The sequence below is a fragment of the Nocardia transvalensis NBRC 15921 genome, assembly GCF_000308875.1.
GTDB classification, from domain to species: domain Bacteria; phylum Actinomycetota; class Actinomycetes; order Mycobacteriales; family Mycobacteriaceae; genus Nocardia; species Nocardia transvalensis.
Map to the genome: position 1 here is coordinate 108070 of NZ_BAGL01000123.1, position 21722 is coordinate 129791.

A 21722-nucleotide genomic window follows, 5' to 3' on the forward strand; every position below is an offset into this window, starting at 1 on the left:
CGTACCGCTCGCGCAGTTCCGCCGACGTCACGAATGGCGCGTCGGTCTCGGCGGTACTCGACAGGATTCCGGTGCGGAAAGCGATCGCCACGGATTCCGGACGGTTGCGGGCGCCGAGCTTGCGGCGAAGACGGGTGAGGGCGGATTCCACCCTGCCGGAGGTCGTTTCGAGACCGTCCGCGATCTCGATGTTCGTCTCGCCGTTCGCGACTCGTACCATCAGGTCGTATTCGGCGGCGGTCAGATCGGGGATCCGCCCCTGCGCGACGGTGTTGCCGGGCAGCAGGCCGTTGCGGATCGCGACGGCCACCATCGCCGCCCGGTTGTGTACCCGCAGCTTACGACCGACGCGCATCAGGTAGTCGTCGACGACGAGGGAGGACAGGCCCCGCGCCTCGGCGATGTCTTTACTGGTCTCGCCGTTAGCGACCCGCGTGAGGACATCGATTTCGTAGTTGGCCAACCGTAGCGGGGCGGTGCCCGGGACGGCGTCGGCGGGGTCGGCGAGTTCGAGGTGGCCGGTACGGACGGCTGCCAGCACAATTCCGGGCCGGCGGGCGGCGCCGAGTTTGCGACCGGCCCAGGCGATCTGATCATCCACTGTCCGCGGGTGGATCTCGAGGTCTTGTGCGATGTCGTCGCTGGTGTCGCCGTGGGCGACCCGGGTGAGCAAGTGGATCTCCCGGCTGCTCAGCTGCGGCCCCGCGCCGACCCGTGAGTCGGCGTCGGCGGGATTCGAAGCCGGAAGAACGCCCGTGCTCAGGGCCAGGTACACCACTTCGGAACGGGTGCGCGCGCCGAACCTCTGGCGGAGCTGGGCCGTGTACACGCCGACGGTTTTCGTCGAGATCCCCAGCTCCTCCCCGATCTCGGCGGCTGTCAGCTCCGCGGCGATCATCTGGAGTATCACGAACTGACGGTTCGTCAGGCCGCTGTCGGTCGGCGCGGTCAGACGGACACCGCTCGGATGCTTGTCCTCGGCCTCCAGATCGTGCTGTCCGGCCTGAACCAGCCTGTCGAGAGCGCCCCGTTGCACGACGGTGACGTTCTCGCCGCGTTGCTGCGCGGCGAGGCCCTCGGCGACGTGCTGACGCTGCGTGGCGTTCAACTCGAACCAGCCCGCCACCAGATTTCCGACGATGCCGTGCAACCACTCGACCGGATCGGTCCGCTCCACACGCCACCGATGCCGCTCCGCGATCTGGAACGCCATCCGGTTGAGCCCCTGCGCCACTCGAAGGAGCGGCCGCATCTCGGGCGGTACGGCGGTCTTCGGAATCCCCAGTTCCGCACGGACTTTCGCGAACAACTCCGGCCCGTATCGCTCGCGCAACTCCTGGTACGCCGCCGGGTCCTTGCGGCGGGCCCGTTGCAGCGCGCCGTCGGCGTCGTCCCGGGGTTTGCCCAGGATGCTGTGCTGACGTTGTTCGTCGGTGGGGCCGTCCGGGACCTTCGCCGGTTCGGGCCGCAGACGGCCCTCGGCGTCCGTGATGAACTCGAGAGCGAAGGCGTCGGCGATGGTGGGGAAGGTGCCGGGGAAGTCCCGCAACCATTGGTCGAGATCGCGGACGCGGGGTGTGCGCCGGGCCGGTTGCCGCTCGCCGGGCGCTGTGACGGGTGCGGGGACATTGGTGTCGAAGACGAGAGTCTTGCCCTTGCCTTCCGAGACGGCGAGGAAGCTGTGGGCGGTATGCCCATCGTCGATGACGAAGGCGACAGCGCCGATGCCGTTGTCCGGATCTTCGAGGGTATCGATGACGCGGGTGAGGGCGCCGACCGGAACCGTGCGGCCCGACTTGCGGATTCGGGTGAAGCGGCCCAGTCCCCGTTCGAGGTCGTCCCAGGTGTCGGCGCCGTCGGCGGGAATCGCCGCGCCGTCGAAGCCGACCGCCCAGGCGGCGCGGATCGTCTGGACCAGGCAGGCCCGGACGTACGCGGGGACGCCGGTAGGTTCGACACCTGCCTCGGTCTGGATCACGATGCCCCGGCGGTGCGGCGTCCACCCGAGCTCCGTGGCGGCCGTCCGCACCCGGTGCGCGGTTTCAGGATTCGCGTTTCCGCGGTCGTTGAGGATCCATTCGGCGCGCGATCTGCTGACCCCCGCTCGGTCGGCCACATCCGCGAGCGTGACGCGGCGCAGCACACCACGGTCCAGCACCTGTCGCACCACCTCCGGCGGGAGTTCCCCGGCAAGGACGTGCGCGATCCGGTAGAGCGTGTTCTTGACACCGTTTTCGGTGCGGCCTGTCGCCGCGGCCACCTCGGCCTGTGAAAGACCTTGTACGAGATACAGATCGGCGCACTGCCACTCGATCGGTGACAGCTGGGAGTAGCCCGCCGCCAGCACGTTCGGAGACTGGGCCGCGACCGCCTCGATCAGGAACAACGCCGAGCCGTCGGTCAGCAGCGCGCCGGTGGACAGCAGCGTCGCCAACCGGGGAGCGGCGATCTGACGCAGTTGGGCGATGCGAGCCGGGGACAGTCCCAGCGCGCGCGATTTCTCCTCGATGCTCAGCTCGTCGGAGAACAGCAGGGGGCCGCCCTCCCGGAGTTCCGCGGGAAGCCGCATGAGGCACTCCGCCAGCAATTCCGGGTCGGCGGCCCGAATGGTCCGAAAGGCGCGCCCCCGGCGCGTTTTTCCGGCGATGCCGTCGCTCACCACCGGAACCGGCGACTTCCCGTTCGTACCGTCGGCGACGACGCCGGGCCTTGTGCTCGACCAACCGAGTCGTGCGGCTTCGGCCCGAATTCGTTGCGCGGTCGCGGGATCCGCGTGGCCTCCGCCGAGCACGCGCCGTGCGGTGCTCTCGGCTACCCCGGCGCGATCCGCTACATCCGCCACCGTCACCCGGCGCAGCGGGCCCCGATCGAAGTAACGCCGCACCACCGCGGGCGTGAGGTCCGCGACCAGCAGTTGGGCTATGCGCCGCAGTAGTTTGTTGACCGTTTCCGATTTGATGCTCCGGGCGGTCGCGATATCGACCGGCGACTCTCCCCGCACCAGATAGCGATTCGCGTACCAGCGCTGGAGCGGCGTGAGTGTGGCGAAGGACGGTTCCAGCGCCCCCGGATCGTGCGCCTGGACCGCCTCGACGAGGAGCAGTTCCCAGTTGGTCGTCGTGAGCAGTGCCGCCAGCAGAACCGCGATGTCGTGTTGACGTTGCTGGATGGAGGCGGCGGGCCTGTCCAGATCCGCGGCGGTAGCGGGGATCGACTTCCCTCCCAGGAACAACGATTTCGCCACGGCCCGGTCACCCTCGCTCAGGACCGGGATCAGACGCTCGAGCTGGGCGGCGGACGCCGCGCGGACGATCTGCAATTCCTTGCCACGGCGCTGGTAGGGGACTCGCTCGGTGTCGTCGCGGACGATAGGAACGGGGGTCTCGGCCGACTCCTCGTCACCGTCGGCGACGATTCCCGGGCGCCCCGGGCCCACCCCGAGGCGGCGAGCCGCCTCCTGTATCCGCTTCGTCGTCTCGGGGCTCGTTTCGCGGCGGCCACCGAGAACACTCTTGGCCGTCGATTCGTGGACGCCGGTCTCCCGGGCGACGTCCGCATAGGTGGCCCGCCGCAGTGGTCCGCTGCTCAGGTATCGCTCCACTGTCTCCTCGGACAGCGCCGTGGCCAACCGGCGCGCGAGCCGATGCAGGCTCCGGCGAACCTGCCTCGTCTTCTTCCGTGTCTCCGAAGCGATGTCGGAGACCGAGCGTCGTTGTATCAGGTAGTCCACGAGTAGGGTCCGTTGGCGGGCGGACGTCGGCAGGGCGGATTCCAGCAGCGCCGGCTCGTGGTCCCACACCGCTTCGATCAGCGTCAACCGCGCTTCGTCGGTCATCTCCACCGTCGGCATGCCCGCCCGTAGGGCCGGTTCGAGGAGTCCGAGTCGGAGGGCCGCCATGAATATCGGGATTCGTCTGGTCTCACCGAGTTTCTCGCCGATCGCTGCCCGTCGCGTCACCACCCCTGACACGGAGATGCCCAGGCGGGCCGCGACTTCGGTGTCGGTCAGCCCCTCCGCCATGAGCAGGAGCAACTGTTTCTGCTCGCGGGAGAGCCCGACCGGACCGGCCGGACGAGGGGACGGGGCGCCCTCGTCGATCATTTCCTGTCGCCTGGCGTTCATCACGGCGGCGATCACGTTGGCGGCGTCGAATGTCTCCAACGCGCTCTTCTGGTATTTCTCGACCGTCGACGTGCTGAGACCGAGCTCTCCGGCGATCTGCCGGTGTGAGAGCCCCTGGTAGATCAGGCTCAGGACAGCTCTCTCACGGCTGTACCGGTCGACCGCAACCACGTCGCCCTCGTCCACCGGGGTGACGGTCGCGGTGTCGGCCGACGACGAACTGCGCGGTGTCGAGAGATCGGCCCGCACGCCCGCGGCGGCGGCGACCGCCGATCCCAGCTCCCGGACAGCCAACCACAGCGCGTGCGGGTCGTCCGCGAGGACGTTGGTGGGCGCCTGTGCACCGTTGCGCCGTGCCGGCGCGAATGCCTCGACGAGGCGCTGTCTGCGATGCGCCGGCAGTGTGTCCAACGCCCGCCGCACATCCGCTATCCGCGCCGCGTCCCAGGCCCGCACCAGTGGAGCCGCGGCGGCCAGGTCGGCGCGGGCGAGGAAGTCGCGGACGCGGCGCCACAGAACGGCGGTTCCGCGTTGCTGCGACAGAACGTTCAGGGCGACGATATCCGTCCACTCCGCGACGGTGTGCGTGCCGATCTGCGAGAAACGCGCGACCACGGCGGTGCAGACGTCGTCCATCACACCCGGTATCGCCTGCAGCCCGAAACGTTCGATGTGGCGGCCGATCTCGGCCCCGAACTCCGTACGGATCAGTGCGGCGGCGCGATCCCGCGCACCGGCGTCGAGATGGCGCCTGATCTGCCGGAGCAGTTCTTCGGGATCGGAACCACGTGCGCCGCCGTTCTCCGGAGAACCGCGTTCGGCGGATCCGCCCCATGGCGTGGCGGGCGACGCCGCGCCGACCCGCTGCCAGGGGGTGTCCGCGGACCTCGTCGTGTCCTCGCCGTCGTCGTCGAGGTCGATGGCGACGGGGTCGATGCGGGGGCCCTTCGACTCGCCGTCCGGGCGCTCGGGTGCCGGTGTGGCGGTGTTGATCTCGTCGAGGAGGACGTACCCGTACACGTGCACCAAGCCGTCGTCGACGAAGGCGCGTGTTATCACGTAGCGGAGGCCGTGGATGGCGAGGACCTCCGGAACGCCCGTGATGACCTCGGTGCCGACCATCGGCGTGCCGGCGGGTACGCGGAGGTAACGGCGGTCGGAGTCCTGCAATCGGGCCGACGGGACGGTGCCGATCTCGCCGTGTAGGTATCCGTGCTGGGTGTGGACCTTGCCGCGGATGTCGGCGAGATTCTCGGGATCGACCTCGTCCGGTTCGAACGGGGCCACGATCCAGACGTCGTCGCGGGTCTGATTGGCCATGACCGCGGTGTCGATGTGCACGACATTCCGGGCGGTCGTGTCATCGTCCGCCCGGTCTTCACGCGGCGTGGCCAGATAGGTGTTGACGGTCGAATAGCCGAACAGGCTGGTTCCCGTCGAATCCCGCTTGGCCCATCGCACCGCGTCGACCCGCTCGGCCGGTTGCCGGGCTACGTCCAAGGTCTTCCTGGCGTAGGCTACCCCGTCGGCGGGATCGTCGAAATCGACCGCGCCCTGAGACAATTCGGCCTTCGCGACGGCGTGTTTTTCCGCCGTCGAGAGAGCGTCGAATTCCTCGTCGGACATCGAAGGGCGGTAGTCGAACCGCTGGGTTCCGGTCGGCGGTTCCTGAGCACGGGGTTCGACCCCCTGAGCGCGCAGGCTTTCGTCGGCTGCGGAGACAAGCGCGTCGAGTTCCTTGAAGCGCTCGACCAAATCGATCGCGTGATCGGTCGCGGCCGCCGATCTCGCACCGGTGCGGCGTTGGTTCAACAGGCCGAGGTGGAGCAGTTCGAGCGATTTCGCGGTGAACGGCCGCAGCGCAGTGCCCCCCAACTCTCCGAGCCGTATTCGCAAACTGTCGCGCTCCGCGCGCAATCGGGCCAGCCGCCGCCGATCCCGCACCAGTTCCTGGGCCGAAGGAAGGGAGTTGTCATCGTCGAGGTCGATGGCGACGGGGTCGATGCGGGGACGGGACGCGGCGGCGTGGGTGGGGGCGGGTTCTGTTTCGACCAAGACTGCCGACCGGTTCAGGATGACCCAGACGTCGGCCGCGCCCGACTCGCGCACGTAATACGCGTCGTAGCCGCGGACGGCCGCGTAACGGCCTGGGTCGGAGAGAATTTCCCGCTGTGTGCGCAGGCTCGCGCGGCGGCTCCGCACATCTGTGGTCTGTTCCCGAGCGGCGAGTGTGCTCTCCTCACTGTCGAGAAGGGCGATCTCCGTGTTCATCTCGGCCCGTAGATCGGCAAATCCGATCGTTCGCGCACCCGGCCGCAACGCCATCCGGGTGACACCTTCGGGTTGCTCGTCCGCGTAGCCGAGTGCTACTTCGCGATCGGTGCTCGCATAGATGCCGGTACCGAAAGAAGAACTGGTGGGTATGCCGGTCAGATAGCGGCCGCCGGTGAACGCTTCGGTGTAGCGCGAATCGCGCATGCCGCGGAACAACTCCTGGCACCCGGCGGCGACGGCGGCATCGATCACCCCCGGTTCGGCCGATGCCGGCAAGGAATCGAATCCCTGGGCTCGGGCTATATAGGTCATGGCCGGATCCTCGATGGGATCCTCTTCGCCGACCGGTGCGGCGGCGACCTCGGAATCGGCCGCATGATAGTTCAGCAGGTGAAGCAGATCTCGGCCGCGAGCCGGCCCCTCCGTGTCCTGCGCATTCCTGGCGGCGGCATCGTCCGGCCGCTGCGGAGGAGTTGTGGTGTCGCCGTCGCTCTGTGTGGGTGTGGTTCGGCTCCATGGGTTCTCGGTGGCAGAGGCGCCTCCTGAGGCATCCTCGGACTCGGACTCGTCGTCGGCGAGGTCGATGGGTACGGGGTCGATGCGGGGGCCGGAATTTCCGCCCTGCTTCCACGGCGATGATGGTGCTGGGGAGTTCGGTTGGGGTGCGACCCGGACGAATGAGGCGGCGACGGTGATGTCGTCATCCGTGCCTTCTTCGATGGCGGTTCGGACGAGCGCGCGGAGGGCTGCGGGCAGGTCGCCAGGAGTTCGTGCCAGCGATTCGAGGAGGACGGCGGCGATGGGCCGGGGGTCGTCCGGGCTGATCGCACCCCACATGCCGTCCGTCGTCACGAGGAGAACGCCCTCGCCCGATAGCTCGTCCAGCGTCTTCGTGTGCGACTCCAGCCCATCCAGGGGTCGGCCGAGGCTGTAGCGGAGTCCCTGGGCGATCGGGGAGTGTTCCGCCTCCTCGCGCGACCACCCGAAACTGGCCATCACATCTTGGACCTTCGAGTCGTCCCTGGTCAGCTGGACGGGCGGGCGTCCGTCGAGCGGTACCCAGTACGCGCGGCTGTCGCCCACCCAGTCCACCGTGACTTTGCCCGCTCCCGCGAGCGTGACCACGATCGTGCAGGCGGGTGGCTTGCTTGCGCCCGTGTACTCGGACGCCAGGGCGAGGACCGCGTCCTGGGCGGCGGCCACGGCTCCCCGCACCACCGCCGGCGGATCGAGCGTGCCGTCCCGATCGGCTTGCCGCAGGGCCGCGATGATGTGGTCGTGTGCGGCCTGCTCGGCGGCGGCGGAGGCGCGTTCGCCGCCTGCCGGTTTGGACGTGCCGTCGCTCACGATGATCGCGGTGTACTCTTCGCCGCCGACGGTCGTCGTGAGCAGGGCGAAATCGTCTTCGTTCTTGTCGTGCAGCCCCTTATCACTCACTGCTGCAACCGAACCCACGCTCTCTTGCCGCAGGTTCGCTTCCACGTACTGCCGCGAGGTCCGGCCCGTGTCGGTAAGCGGCGTCGGCGTATCGGTTCCGGCGACCGGATCGGCGGCAACGTAGGTGGACCGTCCCTCGGCGACCGGCTGGACCGGGCGATCCTGAGGCGCGTGATCCTGTGGTGCGCCGAGCCTTTCCGCGATATCGCGAATCGCGCGGTCGGCTATCGCGTGGTTCTCGGTGGCCTGGGCGACCAGTTGTTCCCGCTCGGTCGCCGCCGCGACACGGGTGGCGGCTTCGTCGCGGGCTTGCCCGGCCGCCAGCAGTTCCGAGACGGCGCGGAAGTGATCGACCAGCAGTGTGAGCCGTGCCGGGCTGATCTTGGCTCGATCGGGATTCTCCGCGAAGGCCAGCAGGCGCTCCAGATGCTCCGACATATTGCTCAACATGTCGTAGCGCCGCGTGGCCTCGGCCTGCGTCTCGCGGTCGGCGGTATCGGTCTTCTCGACCACACCGCTCGCCCACGCCACATCCGCGAAGATCGCTTCGGCCACCTCCCGCAGCCGCCGGAGTTCGCCGGGGCGGAAGTCTTCCGATGGCCGTCCCGGGCTGTCCTCGGGCGGCGCATGGAATCTGTCCCAGACGTCCGAGAACGCGGCGAGCGCCGTTCCCAACCGGATCTCCGTGGCCTCCTGCCGCGCCCGCAGGACGGCGGATGTCCCTTCTCCCAGGCCCTCCTGGTACGCGGCGGCGGCCGCCTCGTCCGAGCGTCGCAGCCACCCCGACACCTGATACGCCAACTGCTCGAGCCACCGCAGCCGCTCTTCCGCGACCGGCGTGTCCCCTCCGCGCCGCGCCGCCAGCAACTCATCGAGCAGGCCGACCACACGATCCAGCATCGGATCGGCCGCCGCGCCTCTCGTGGCGAAAGCAGCGCGAATCGATAGCAGGTGCTCGATATCGAAGGCCTCCGGGGCGGTCGTTTCCCTGTCCCTGCCGTGTACCGCCTCGAGTCCGGCCGGTGCGAAATCCGGCCCGGCCTCATCGAATTCGAACCAGGTCACGGTCGATCCGGCCGACTCCTCCTGACCGTATCGGTGCGCCAGGAAATGGAGCTGGCCCAGGGGAGCATCTTTCCAGTACTGCGCCGTGGACGAGGGCGGGGCGTCTCCGGGGTCGGCGACGGACACCCGCAGCGTTCGATTACCGACTGGGCCTTCGGTTGCCAACGTGAACTGGGCCCCGCCCCAGAGAGTGACGTACATCGAGGCGATGAAGCCGGCCATGTGCACGGTGGTGCGAGCGTGTTCGCGGTTCGCCCAGCCCTGCATCAGGATCCGAATCCGATCGCGCAGCGCGTTCGCCTGCTCCGCGTCGGTGGCGACGTCGCCACTGGGCCGCATCGACAGGCGGAGGTCGCCGACGGCGGTCGCGGACCGTTGTACCGCCTGAACCCGGCCCGGCCGAGACGGGCGCGGCGACGACTCGTCTCGGGAGCCGACCGGAACCGATCCGGCCTGCCAGGAGGATTCCTGCCCCACATGGAGTACAGCGTCGGGGCGCCAACCGGATTGTCGAGGTTCGCTTCGGCCGATATCGGCGGCGAAGGTCGTGTTGCGCACGCCGAGCCGCTCCGCCGTCCTCGCGACGACCCCCCGGCCGTCTATATCGAACCCGCGCAACTCGACCGATATCGTCGTATGGCCTTCGGCTCGGAGCCGGGCGTTCACGGACGGCGTGAAACAGCCGGTCGCCTTCGCCCAGACCCGCTGGTCATCGATCAGGTGCAGGGATCCGATCAGGACGGCGACCTTACCTCCTGGATTGTCACGGGCGATTCGGGCGATCGTTCGGGCCATGTGCGCTTCCCGAATGTCCCGCCGCGGGTTTCCGTGTGGCGAACTCGGATTGCGCACGTCGACCGGGACGATCGTGATCCCTGCCGCCGCCATCGCCGCGACTACCTCGGTCCATCCGCTGTTGATTCCGGGACCTGCCTGGACCCCGGCGAGGTCGGCCGGCAGCCCGGCGTTCAACGCGTCGAAGGCCGGATGCGGTGGCGCCTCGATGCAGTAATGGGTCACACCCGCCGCGCGCATCGCGGCGGCCTGGGTTGCGAGGAATGCCCGGCCGGACGCATGCGTATGGGCCTCGCCGATCAACACGACCTGCGCGCCTGCGGTCCACTTCTTCCAGTCCACCGGTCGCCGACGCCGCAGTGCCGCCTCGTACTCCCGATCGACAGGTGAAAGATCCTCGGCGGCACGGCGGTACGACTGCTGTTCCAGCTGCTCCGCGACGTCGTCGAGGACGAAGATCGGCGAGCCGTCCTCTGTGGTGACCACCAGCTCCGGTTCCAAGTCCCCGTACGCGGCCCGCGCATCGGGGTCCATCGCGCGCCACGCTCCGATCACCGTGGCGAGGACACCGTCAGGGGCGACACTCGCGGCGCTTTCCGCACCGTCCGGAACGGAACCTCGACCGGCGGGCGGAGTCGCGGCGTTCGATGGACCGTCGTCGAGTGCTTCGTCGACCGTGCGGCCTTTCAGCAGCGCCTGCATCGCGTACACCGGGTGGGTAGGGTCGGCGGGTGCGGCGTTACCGAACGAATTGGCCGCCTCGGCCATCGCCTCCACGGGATTGAAGACCGCCCGGCGGCCCCACTGATCCGGCTGCGGGTGGTGTTCGTCGCCGGGACGGTAGGCGGCGTTTCTCGGCTCTTCCTTCCACGCCGTGCTGTATTTGTCGAGCTGGTTCAACCAGTGGTCGAAACGAGCGTCCGCCGGCAGGTGTCCCCGATTACGCAATCCCACGAAGTATTCGTGCAGGAAGCCGAACGCTCTGGGGACGAGCTGATTCCGATAGTCTGCCCGCCGGTCGAACCGGGCGTCCGCCGGGAGGGCTCCCCGACGTCGCTGCTCCACAAGCTGTGCGTAGAGAGCGGGATCGATCGACGTCGGGATCCACATCTGAGTCTCGACCGCGTCTCGTCCGTGCGCCAGCTCGTGGCGGAGGGTGTCGTAGACCGGATCGCCTGTCGGCGCTGCGGCGAAGCCCTCCTCGACATCGACGGCTCTGGTGGCCGCGAAACGCTCGATATCGGCGAAGTAGGTCTCGTTGAGGAAGATGACGAGTTCCGAGGTCCCCAGCACCGGAATGGCGAGGGCGTAGGTCGATTCGTCCATGGGCGTGACCACGATCGCCGCAGGACGCGCGCGCGGATCCTCGCCCAGCGCGTCGGTCACCGCATTACGGATGGATACGGCGGTTTCGACCGTGATCCCGGGCTTGTCCAGCCCCAGCACTTCGATCTTGAAGGTCTTGAACAGCTGGGCGGCGATCGCCTGATTGACATCTCGGTCGGTACCCACAATCGGTGAGCCGGGCTCGCCCTCGCGTGGACCTGCTAGGCCGGAACTGCTGTCATGGGTGTCGTCGAGATCGATAGCGACGGGGTCGATCCGGGGGCCGGAACTCGAGCCCGGATCGGTGGCGGCGTTCTTTCTCGCGCCTCGGCTGTGGGCTGTTGCGACATCACCCGCGGGAGGCGTCTCCCAGTATTCGACGGAGTGCTCGATGGTGTTCTTGTCGCTGCTGAAGGTGATTCGCCGGACGGCGACGGTGCTCATGGCGATCACGAGCTGGGTGCCGCGCCCGCCCTCGCGATCCGAATTCTGTTCGCTGTCGGTCCATGGCGGTAATTTCTCGGCGGTTCCGGGCGCCATATCGTTCTCGACCCTGATACTCACCGTGCGGTCGGCCCCGGTACCGGACACGGTGATCTCGACGACTTCCACCGGCGTGAGGTTGTGACGGCGCGCGTTGCTTCGCAGGTGCGTCTGGGCATTGGTGACCAATTCGCTGACAGCCAACCTCACGGCGTCGAGCACGTCGCGGCCGAGTCCAGGATGCGCCTCGCCGAGCCGTGCCGCGATCGCGCGCCACTCGTCCAGCCCGCGCTGGTCTGTTTGAGCCTCGCTCACCGTCCTTTCTCCGAATGCCTCCATCAGGCTGTCGAGATCGGGTTCTGCCGACGGCTCCACGGTCGTCTCGCCGTCCCCGTACATCTCCAGCAGGCGATCGGTATCGATCGCCTTCGACGACCTCGCGACGGGTTGTCGAGCAGCCCTTTCCACTGGACCCGGCGTCGGCCCGAGCCGCCAGTCGACTTGCACGTAACTGCGGTCACCCGTGACGTCGACGAGCCGGACGTGTAGTTGCCCTTCGGTGAGTTCGGCGGCGACGGAGATGTTTCCCTGCCCCCACCGAATGGACGCGGAGACGGCTTCGGCGATTCGGCGGATGTAATCGGGTTCCGACCAGCCGTCGAGCAGCGCGCCGAGTCGGTGTTCCACCAGTTCGGCTTTCTCGTTGTCGCCGGCGACGATATCTGTGACGTGGACATCCGGCCCCGGGGATTCGTCGTCTTCGTCGAGATCGATGGCGACGGGGTCGATGCGGGGGCCGGGCGTCGTCCGCCCGTGGTCCTCGTCAACCGACGTGGTGGGATCGAGTTCGGCGAATGCGGTCCGGAGTTTCGGCACGGCCACGCCGAGGATGGCCTCGACTCGTTTCGATGAGATTCCCAGACGTCTCGCTACCCGTGTCAGCGGGAGCGCCTCGTAGAGATGCAATCGTACGACGTGTTCCGCCAGTTCGTGGTCGGGCAGATCCGACAGCGCCCGGCGCAGTGTGGCCGAAATACTCTCGGAGAGTGGCTGAATCGCGGCCAAACGCTGTTCGAGAATCGCGCGCGCTCGGGAGATCTGGGAGAGTTCGAGGTTCAGCGACTGCGCGGCCTGGGTGTCCGGGATCGAATCCGGTTCGTCGAAGGACCGCAGGTACTTCTCCACTCGGATGACGAGCTTCCGGGTGCTCGCGTCCATGTCCGGGAAACGGCGCTCGAAATAGTCGTCCATGCAGGCATATCGGGCGGCCGACCATGCCAGGTCGTTGAAATCGTCGACCGGTGCGAAATTCAGTATGGCGATGGATATTTCGTGAGCGGCCAGTTGCGCGAGATCTTTGCGGTGCTCGTTCGATTCGGCCCAGCCCGGAGCCGAGGCCCGGGCGATCCACGCGTATTTATTGAATATCTCAGCCTGGAGTTTGCCTTCCTCGCGAGATCCCGGCCGGGTGGCGACCAATTTCCAGAACAGGTTCTGCACCGCCGGATCGACTACCTTGGCATTCGGGCGCGCATAGAAGCGCTCGAGTGCTCTTACCAGTACCTTGTTCGGGAGTCCGAGGTTGTCCCGCAATGTCCGGAGCGCGACGACTCGCGGCTTCGACAGGCCCCGTTCCATACGAGAGACAGTGGATGGCGCTGTTCCCGCGCGATCGCCGAATGTTGCCTGCGTCATATCGAAATAGCGTCGCAGGGCCTTCAGCCATTGACCGATCGAGGTATAGCGGGGATCATCCGGGTCCGGCAGCTTACTCGGCACGGGTGGCGGCGGCGGAAAGAGTTTCCGTAACCTTGCCTGTCGGCGATCCGGTGTGGATTCTCCCACTCGGGAGTCGACTTCGGTAATGGCGAGAGCCACCATCTCCGAACGGGTTTTCGCACCCAGCACGGCGCGAATGTCTCTGAAATATTCTCCCACTGCTGCGGGTGTTCGTCCGATGAGTTTCGCAATTTCAGGATTGGCTCTACCTTCGGCCGCAAGCTCGACGAGAGCGATATCTCTCGGGCTCAGTTCGGTTGCGGCCGATTCGCTGTGCGGGCTGTCGACAATCCCTCTGCGTATCGCCTCCGCTACTACTCGTGGCCCCCGGCTCGGTACGCCGAACTGCTTGGCCACGGCAGCCAATTCTCGCTCGGCCGTTTTGGGTGGTTCGTGCCACCGGTTGTCTATGGCGCTGCTCACCCATCCTCGGGCGAGCAGTTGCAGCAGTTCGACCTGCCGTGCGGTGAGCTGGTGATGTTCTCCGCCGTCCTCGTGGCGCTCCGCTGATCCGGCCCGGGGGCTCGAATGCACACCCTGTTCGGCGGCGACGGCGACCACGAACGCCTGCACGGCGGACCACAGTGCGTGGTCCCGCGCCACCACGGTGCCTGGAGACACCCGTTGTGCGGCATCGCCGGCCCGGAAGCGCCCAAGCCTCGCGCGCTGCGTGTCGTTCAGTGCCGCCAGGGCGCGTCGCAGTTCCGATGTCGTCGCCTCGGCCAGCGGTTGCCGGAGTTCCTCAGCGCCGCCGGCTTCGGTGAAAATTTGCTGGATGCGCTGCCGCAGCCGCGCGAACTCGGCGTGCTTGGGCATGAGGTTACGCGCAATGAACACCACCCAGGCCTCGACGTCCCGGTCGGGGATCTGGGCGAGGCGATCGACACTGGCGGCAAACGCTTCGTCCGCGATTTCCTGTGCCACTCGCGGTTCGGCGAAAGCTGTCGATATCCACCGAAACACCTTGTCGCCGAACTGGCGCCGCAGCACAGCGATTGCCTCGTCTCGGCGACCCTGTGCGACGTATCGCTCGAGCAATTGCCGAAAGGCGGTTCTGGGCACGCGTGCGCCAGGCGATCCCAGGGCGGGTGCCGGTGCGACGCCGGACGCCTCGGAGTCGTCGCCGATGTCGATGGCCGCGGGATCGATTCTCCGCGTCGGTGTTACACCAGATTGCTCCCACAGCTCCGGCGGAAGTGCCGACCTGCCCTTCCATCGCTCCTGTGCTTTCGCCGCGGCCGAATTCCTTGTCGGTCGAGCAGGGGCGGGTTCGATGGATTTGCGGTGCTCACCTTCGAGCCGGGACAGTTCGTTGAGGACGAAGCCTTGGGGCCCACCGGGTCTCAGGAACGGGTATGCGTCGGTGGCGCGAGCCTCGCGGTCCTGGGCCGACATGGCGCGCCACGCCCGGGCGAGTTGCTCCGCGGTGCCGCCCGGGGCTGCGCTGGGCCGGAAGGTGGAAGCGACCGGGGCGAGGCCGGGATCGTTCGCGCGCCTGGCGGCAAGGGCGTTGCGGCGCTCGGCATTTCGCCAGACCTCGGCGACCGGGACGCCGCGCAGCAGCGCCTGGAGGGCGTAGGCCGGGTGGGTGAAGTCCTTCGGTGCGCTCCGGCCGAAGGCGTTGTTCGCCTCGGCCAGCGCCTCCGCCGGGTTGAAGACGGGCCTCTCGCCGAGGTCCGTTTTCGATCCGGGCTCACCCTCGAGTATCCGTTCGTAGGAGCCGGGGTCGAGTAGTTGCAGCCACGTCCGGTAGAGCGGTTCGAGCTCGACCTCGCCGTCCTGGAGCGACAGCCCCGCGTGTCGCGCCCACCGCTCGAAGGATTGCCGGCTGTCGAATCCGTTTCTCCAGGCTTCGAAGGCCGCGAACAGCCGATCGTCCGGGCGCTGCGCTTTCTTGCCGCGGCTGTAGGAGTCGAGCTGGTCCATCCACTCGTCGAACTGGGCGTCCCGGGGAAGGGAACCGGCCGCCTGCAAGTCCTTGAAATGCGAATACAGGAAGCCGAATGCCCGCGCCTCCACCGATTTCGCGTACTGGCCGAGCCGAGCGGCACCGTCGCGCAGGTGCGACATCTCGTGGCTGATGGAGTCGTACACCGGGTCACCGGTCGGCGCATTCAGCTGTCCCTTGCGAACCTGCTTGTCCATGGCGGTGCGGAACTCCTCGGGCCGGCCGAAGAGATTCTCGTTGAGCACCATGACGACCGGGGCTTGGTCCAGGATGCTCGCGGCGTCCCAGATGACAGCGCCGGTCTTCCCCGCCATGTCCGCTACGAGGATGACGTCGAGACGGATGGACGGGTCCTCGTCGAACGCGTCCATGATGGCGTTCCTGATCGTCAGCGCCGTGGCCACGGAGATGCTCGACTTGTCCATGCCGAGTACCTCGACGCCGTACGCCTCGAACAGTTCGGCGGCGATGGCTTGCTTGGTGAGCTGCTCCGTCTCCGCTACCGGCGCGGGATTCGGGACGTCGGGGGCGGCGGGCGCCGCGCGTCGCGATTGCGGCTGCGGTGCGAAGACCTCCGGTACCGCACCGGCGACGGCGCGTTGCAGCACCGCCTGCACCACGGTCGGAATCAGCCCGGTGACACCGAGTTTGCGGCCGGCGTGTGCGAGGTGGGCGTCGGCGGCTTCCTTGGTGATCGACAACTGGTCGGCGATGGCCGTGGTCGACAGGCCCACGGTCGCCAACTCCAGCACCTCGACCTCGCGGGGGGTGAGGATGCCCTGGGAGACCACATTCGACAGCGGGCGGCTGTGGTCGGGTGCGCCGACGGCGAGTTGCCCGCGGCTCAGCGCCGCGGCCATCGTCGCGACGGCGCCTCGGGTACCGAGCTTCATTCCCGCCCGGGAGATGTGACCGCGGACCGCCTTCGGCGTCGTACCCAGTGCGGCGCAGATGCCGTCGAGCGACATATCGTTCGCGATGAAGGTGAGTACTTCGGCCTCGACGGCCGAGAGATCCTGCGCGTGCTGCGGACCGCTCTCGACCAGCGTTTGTACCTGCCCGCCCAGCTGGGCGATGGCGGCGGTATGGGCGGCGGTGAGTTCGTTCCCCTGCCGCAGCGTCTCCGCCGCCTCGGCGACGAGTTGCTGTTGTTCCGGGGCGAGGCGATTCAGGCTGTTGTGCAGCAAATTTCGCGCCGGCGTGGACAGGCCGTCGTTGCCGGTGGCTTGTATCCCGGTATGTGCGTGCGCCGCCGAGTTGGCGACCTGCACGAGCGGTGCGAAGGGGGAATTCGCTTGTTCGGCCGGCGTCTGCAGCACACCGAGGACATTCTGAAAGGCTCTGTCGCCAATCGCATTACGAGCGTCCGCCGCGCCTGTGTGCGGCGCCGGTGTCCCCGCTGCGAGGCCGATCGCATTCGTGGCCGTGGCGGAGGCGGGCTGATTGCCGGTTGCCGGGCCTACGGTCGCGGGATCGGCCTGTGCACCAGGCGTTGCCGCAGCCGCCGCGGCCTGCTGATCGGCCATAGCCGTCACCAATGGGCCAGAGGCGCGCTGAGCCCCGGGCGCATTCGCCGCGTCGGCGGCGACGGCCGCGGCAGGTGCGGCCGTCGCGGGGGCCGGCATGTTCACCGCAGGGTTCCCGGTCGCTGCGGGCATACCGACGGCGGGCGTGCCCGGCACACCCGTGCCGGGCTTGGCACCCGCGAAAACCTGTGGTGGTTGCTGTGGTGGTTGATCCTGCCGTTGCCCCGGGGCCGAGTCGGCGGGGGTCCGGCCGGAGGCAGGTGGCGCGTTGGGCCGATGGGCGGAGGCAGCGTCGGTGGTGGGGTGGACAACGCCGGAGGGCTGAAGCTTCGACACCAGCCCGCGAATGTCCTTCTCCGCCATGGCGAGGTTGTTCCGGCTGGCGTCGAGAGTGTTCTTGGCGGCCTCGAGTCTCGCCCGGGATTCCGCCGTGGGTGCGGCGTTGTGTTCGGCGACCGCGGCCGCGTGCTTGGCGACCGCGGACTCGTGCTGGGCCGCGGCGGCGGTGTATCTGATGACGGAGATCTGAGCCTCGGGACTGCCGGCGTAGAGGGGATCGTCCAAGGCGGTGAAGTATTGAACACTGCCCTTGCCGCCGCTGCGAGCCGTCCGATTCTCGGCCTGGATATCGATGTCGCGGTGTTCGGCCGACCGGCTGGACAGCAGGACGTGCAGCCCGCCGCGGTCGTTGACCTCGGGGCTGATGGGAATGTCGACGCCGCGGCCTCCCTGCCGGTTGATCACCAGCACGTGGCCCTCTTCACCGGCCTTCTTGAAGATCGCCAGCAGATCGGCTTCGGCGGTGACACCGTGCTCGAGGAACCATTTCGCATCGACGGCAACATGTTCGATGCCGCGGCTGGTCAGCTCCGCGGAGAGTGCGGACACCTCGCTGTTGCGGTTGCAGATCGCGAGCACCGGGCGGCGGTCCGGCTGAATTCCGACAATGTTGTCGGCCATCGCCGTGGCCTTCTCCCCTTGGGTGCCGACGACGATGTCGTTCGAGGGGTCGGCGCCCACCAGCTGGGACTCCTTGAAGCGGGGGATATCGATGATCTGCCGCGCGGGCTTGCCTGCGCCGTCCGTGGATTCCGTCCCGATCTGCCTCAGCTCTGCGTCGGCGTTGTCGGTGGTAGCCGACAGACCGCTGAATTCGTCGCATTTCTCGGAGGCGAACAGCTCTCGCACGGTGACGGACTTGGAGCTGGCGGGATCGTTCCGGATCTCGATGCCGTGTTTGGCCTCGACGGCCTGCGCCAGCCCACCGTTCCAGCGACTCTCGGTCGAGGTTTCCGCATCGAACATCACCTTGTGAGTGGTCTGGTCGATGATGTAGATCTTGTGTGATTCCGGATTCAGCACCCTCTTGCCGTCGCGGATCATGGGATTACCGGCGCTGTCGGTCAGGTACTTCGGCCCGAGGTCCTTGTGATGCCAGACCACGTAATGGTCGTTCTCGGTGTACCTCCACTCGGCGGTTGCGGTCATGGCAATCCGGTGCGCTTCGGCCTCGCTCGGCATACGGCCGATGATCTTCTCGATCTTCCCGGTGAGGTCGCGACCGAGGATGTTTTCGACTTTCCCGCGGTCGCTTCCGGTCAACGTGGTGTGGTCCTCGCTCGCCCCGGCAGCGCGAACGAAATCGGACTCGTTCAGTAGCCCGGCCTTCACGGCCCGCTGGAGGAAGTCGTGCGCGTCCGTGACCCGCGCCGCTATTTCCGGAGGCGCCGATTCACCGGCGCCCTCGGACAGAATGAAGACCGAACCCTTCACGGCCGCGTCGATTTCGTCGACCTGTTTGATTCTTCCGGGCGCGATGTTGCCGCGCAGTTCGCCGAAGCCGTCCGCGTTCAGGGTGCCGAAGGAGATCGTGGCTTTGCCCTCGTCCACCTCGGCGTAAGGATGGTCCGGGTTCATGAGGCGGATGTCGAATCCGTACTTCCCGAACAACTTCTGGCCGATGTTGTATGCCTCGAGGGCGAGGGTGTCGAGGGTGGTGAGTACCCGCACCGGTTTGCCCTGGGCGGCTCGCAATGCCGATCCGGCCTGAAATACCAGCGTCTTGCCCTCGCCCGCCTGCATTCTCCCCACGTGGCCGTCGCGTACAGCCAGCACTCCCATCACCTGGGTCCACCGGAGCACCTTGCCGTCGCCGCGATTGATGATTTCGATCACCGCCAGGACGGCCTCACGGTCGTCGGCGCCGAACAGCATCCGCTGCAATTCCCTGTCCGAGACCGTGCTCCAATCCCGGGAACCGTATTCCGCGAGTATGTCGTCGGCCTCGGCTCGATACGCCTCCGCGAGCGCCTTGGCCGAATTGACGCCGGAATCGGGATTCTCTTCGCCCTGCTGCGTAGTGCCGTCGTCGTCCCCGCGCGCGTGCTGCGGTTCGGGTTCACCGTCCTCGTCCGCGCGTCCCGCCTTCGTGTCCTTGCCCGTATCGGTGGCCTCGGGTTCGTCCCTGGACTGCTTCCCGAGACCGTCCTCTTCGGCAGGTTTGGGCGCCGGTTCGGGTTTTTCGCGTGTGCCGGTGGAGCCGGGATGATCCTTGGCCTTCGCCCCTGAGTCCCCGTCCTTCGCGCGGGCGTGTTCTGTCTCAGCTGTGCCCGCGCGCTTCGCGCCACCGGCGGGCGGTGTCTCCTCGAGCTTTACCGCCGGAGGACGTTCTCCCGCAGTGGTTTTCGGAGCGGAGACACGTGGACGGCCGCTTCCTGCGGCAGGGCCCGGCTCCGATCCGGCGGCGGTGCGCCCTTCGCCGGGCGCCGCTTTCCCTGCCGATCGCTGCCCGGCGGCAGCGGCGGGCCGCTCGCCGCCGGTACCGCGACCGGGTTCGCCGGATTGCGTCACGAATACCTCGGGCTCCTCCACGGCCGTTGCGGTGGGTGCCCGGTTCTGCTCTGACGCCTTCGGCGTCGTGCCTTCCGTTTGCGCGGCTGGGGTGTGTTCGGAGTCGACGACCCGAGTCGGTTCCTGTGCCGAGCGGAGGCCCGGCGAGTTCTCTGTATCGGCTGGAACTTGTTGTGCCGATCCCTCTTTTGTCCCCGCCCCGCCTTCCTCCGCGCCTTCGCGCTGGCGGATCGGCGACCCGGCTCCCGAGGGCAACTCGTCGGATTGCCCGGGAATCTCGCTCGCACCACCGTCATTACGCCCTCGTGCCGCGCCGGGGGCGGCCTCGGCGTCGGCCGGGGCGCCGACGGCGGACTCGGCGGCACGTCCCGCACCGTCAATGGCTTTCGGGGCGCTCACCGGGCCGTCTTGGCCGCTACCCGTGTCCGCGCGGCCGGCTGACTGCCCGGCGCCGGGTGCGGTTTCCGAGTCGGTGGGACGCGACGTCGCCGTGACGGTTCCGGGGCCCGCGTGTGCGCCGTCGCCGTCGGCTGTAGGACGGGCGCCACCCACCTCGCCGTCCGCCGGGTGCGGATTGCCCGGAGCCGTAACCGCCGCGCCGTCGGCAGTCTGCTTCGGAGCGCTTCCGTTCTCCGACCCCACATGCGCCGCAACGGCGTCTCGAAGTGGAGTGGGTTGCGGTGCCGATGGTTTCGACGTGGCCGGCTTCGCCCCCTCCGCGGTCGGAGTGGGGGAATAGTCGACATTCTTGACCGGATTCACGTTGTCCGGCAGTGCATTCTGCCGTCCGGCCGGTTTCCAGTCGAGTTTGTTGAGGGCGGGAGACTGGACGGGCCGGTTTCCGGTGGCGTCCGGCTCGGCCAGCGCCATGAATTCTTCGAGCCCCATCGGCTTTTCGCTCGGGGGCGGTTTGTACGGTTTGAGATCGGAGGCGTCCAGCCCGCGCGCCGCCAAGGCAACGGCGAGGCTGTCGCCCTCCGAGAAGTCCGCGACCCGTGGGGCTGTGGCCGCGGCGGACTGCGCGCCGGCGCGAATGCCCGCGACACCGTGCGCGGCGGCGCCGATGAATCCACCCGTCACGGCGGGCATCAGCCCCTCGGTGAAATTCTCGAAGGTGAGATCCTCACCGGACAACCCGAGCGCCGCGCCGGCGCCCACCAGACCACCGACGACGCCGCCACCGGCGCCGACCACGGCTGTGCCGCCGACCTGGACCAGCACCCGCATGCCGGTACTGCCGGCCTTCTCGGCCAGGGCGGTGGTCGCCGGTATGACCCAACGGCCTCCGAACCACCGGCCGAAGAGCATGCCGGCACCGCCGCCGAGCCCACCGGCGGCTCCGGCGATGCCTGCCGCCTTCCCGTCGAACGTGTCGCGGTGGCCGTCGTCCATCTGCTTCAGCTGAACCACGGCGTTGATGCCACCGCCCTGGAGGGCGCCGATCACCACCATCTTCCCTGCCAGCCGGAGTGCGCCGCGTTCGGCGGCCAGCCTGGCGCTCTGCCCGGAGAGGTACTGCAACATCTTCGACCAGGCCCACCGCAGCGCCGTATCGGTGCGCATCTTGGCGACATAGGCCTCCATCGCTCCGCCGACGGCGAAGGTGATCGCGGCGTGCGCCAGCGTCCAGGCCAGGATCACCGCGAATCCGATGACCGTCCACTTCTGCATCTCGAGGCCGTTGGCGCCCTCGTACTGTTGCTCGGCCAGGGTGTCCATGTGATCGGCCTGGGAGCGGAAGTGCTGCGCGAGGTTCTGGTACGCCTCCTCGACCGCGTCGCCGGTACGTCCCTGGATCTGGTGGCGCTGCGCGGCCTTGGCGTCGTAGATCTTCGCCTGTTCTCGGCACCATTCGGCTTTGTCGGACCAGTAGTCGCCGAGCCGGCGCATCGCGTCTTCGTCGCCGACCGGGAAATGGCCGGCCACGCACGTCACGACCTGTTCGGGTAACCACGAGGGAAGATATAGCGGCATCGCCGGAGCGGTCCCGCTATCCGGCGGCGGGCAGGGGCGTTCGTGACCCCGCCACCGTCAACCGAACCAGCACAGCGGAATTCTCCTGCCGAGCGCGAGTGTTCCCAGTTCCGGGAATGGTGGGTTCGTCGTCCGGCACCTC

At 67.9% G+C, this 21722-nt stretch carries 1 protein-coding gene (running past one end of the window); it reads right to left on the reverse strand.

What is annotated here, in order from left to right; translation table 11 throughout:
- Window positions 1-21580 carry the 5' portion of an adenosine deaminase gene (add, locus tag ON41_RS42000; RefSeq protein ID WP_157185726.1) on the reverse strand. The gene continues 20513 nt to the left of window position 1, outside the view, so only the first 21580 of its 42093 coding nucleotides appear in the window; its start codon is at window positions 21578-21580; the stop codon falls past the left edge of the window.
- Window positions 21581-21722: the final 142 nt, after the last annotated feature.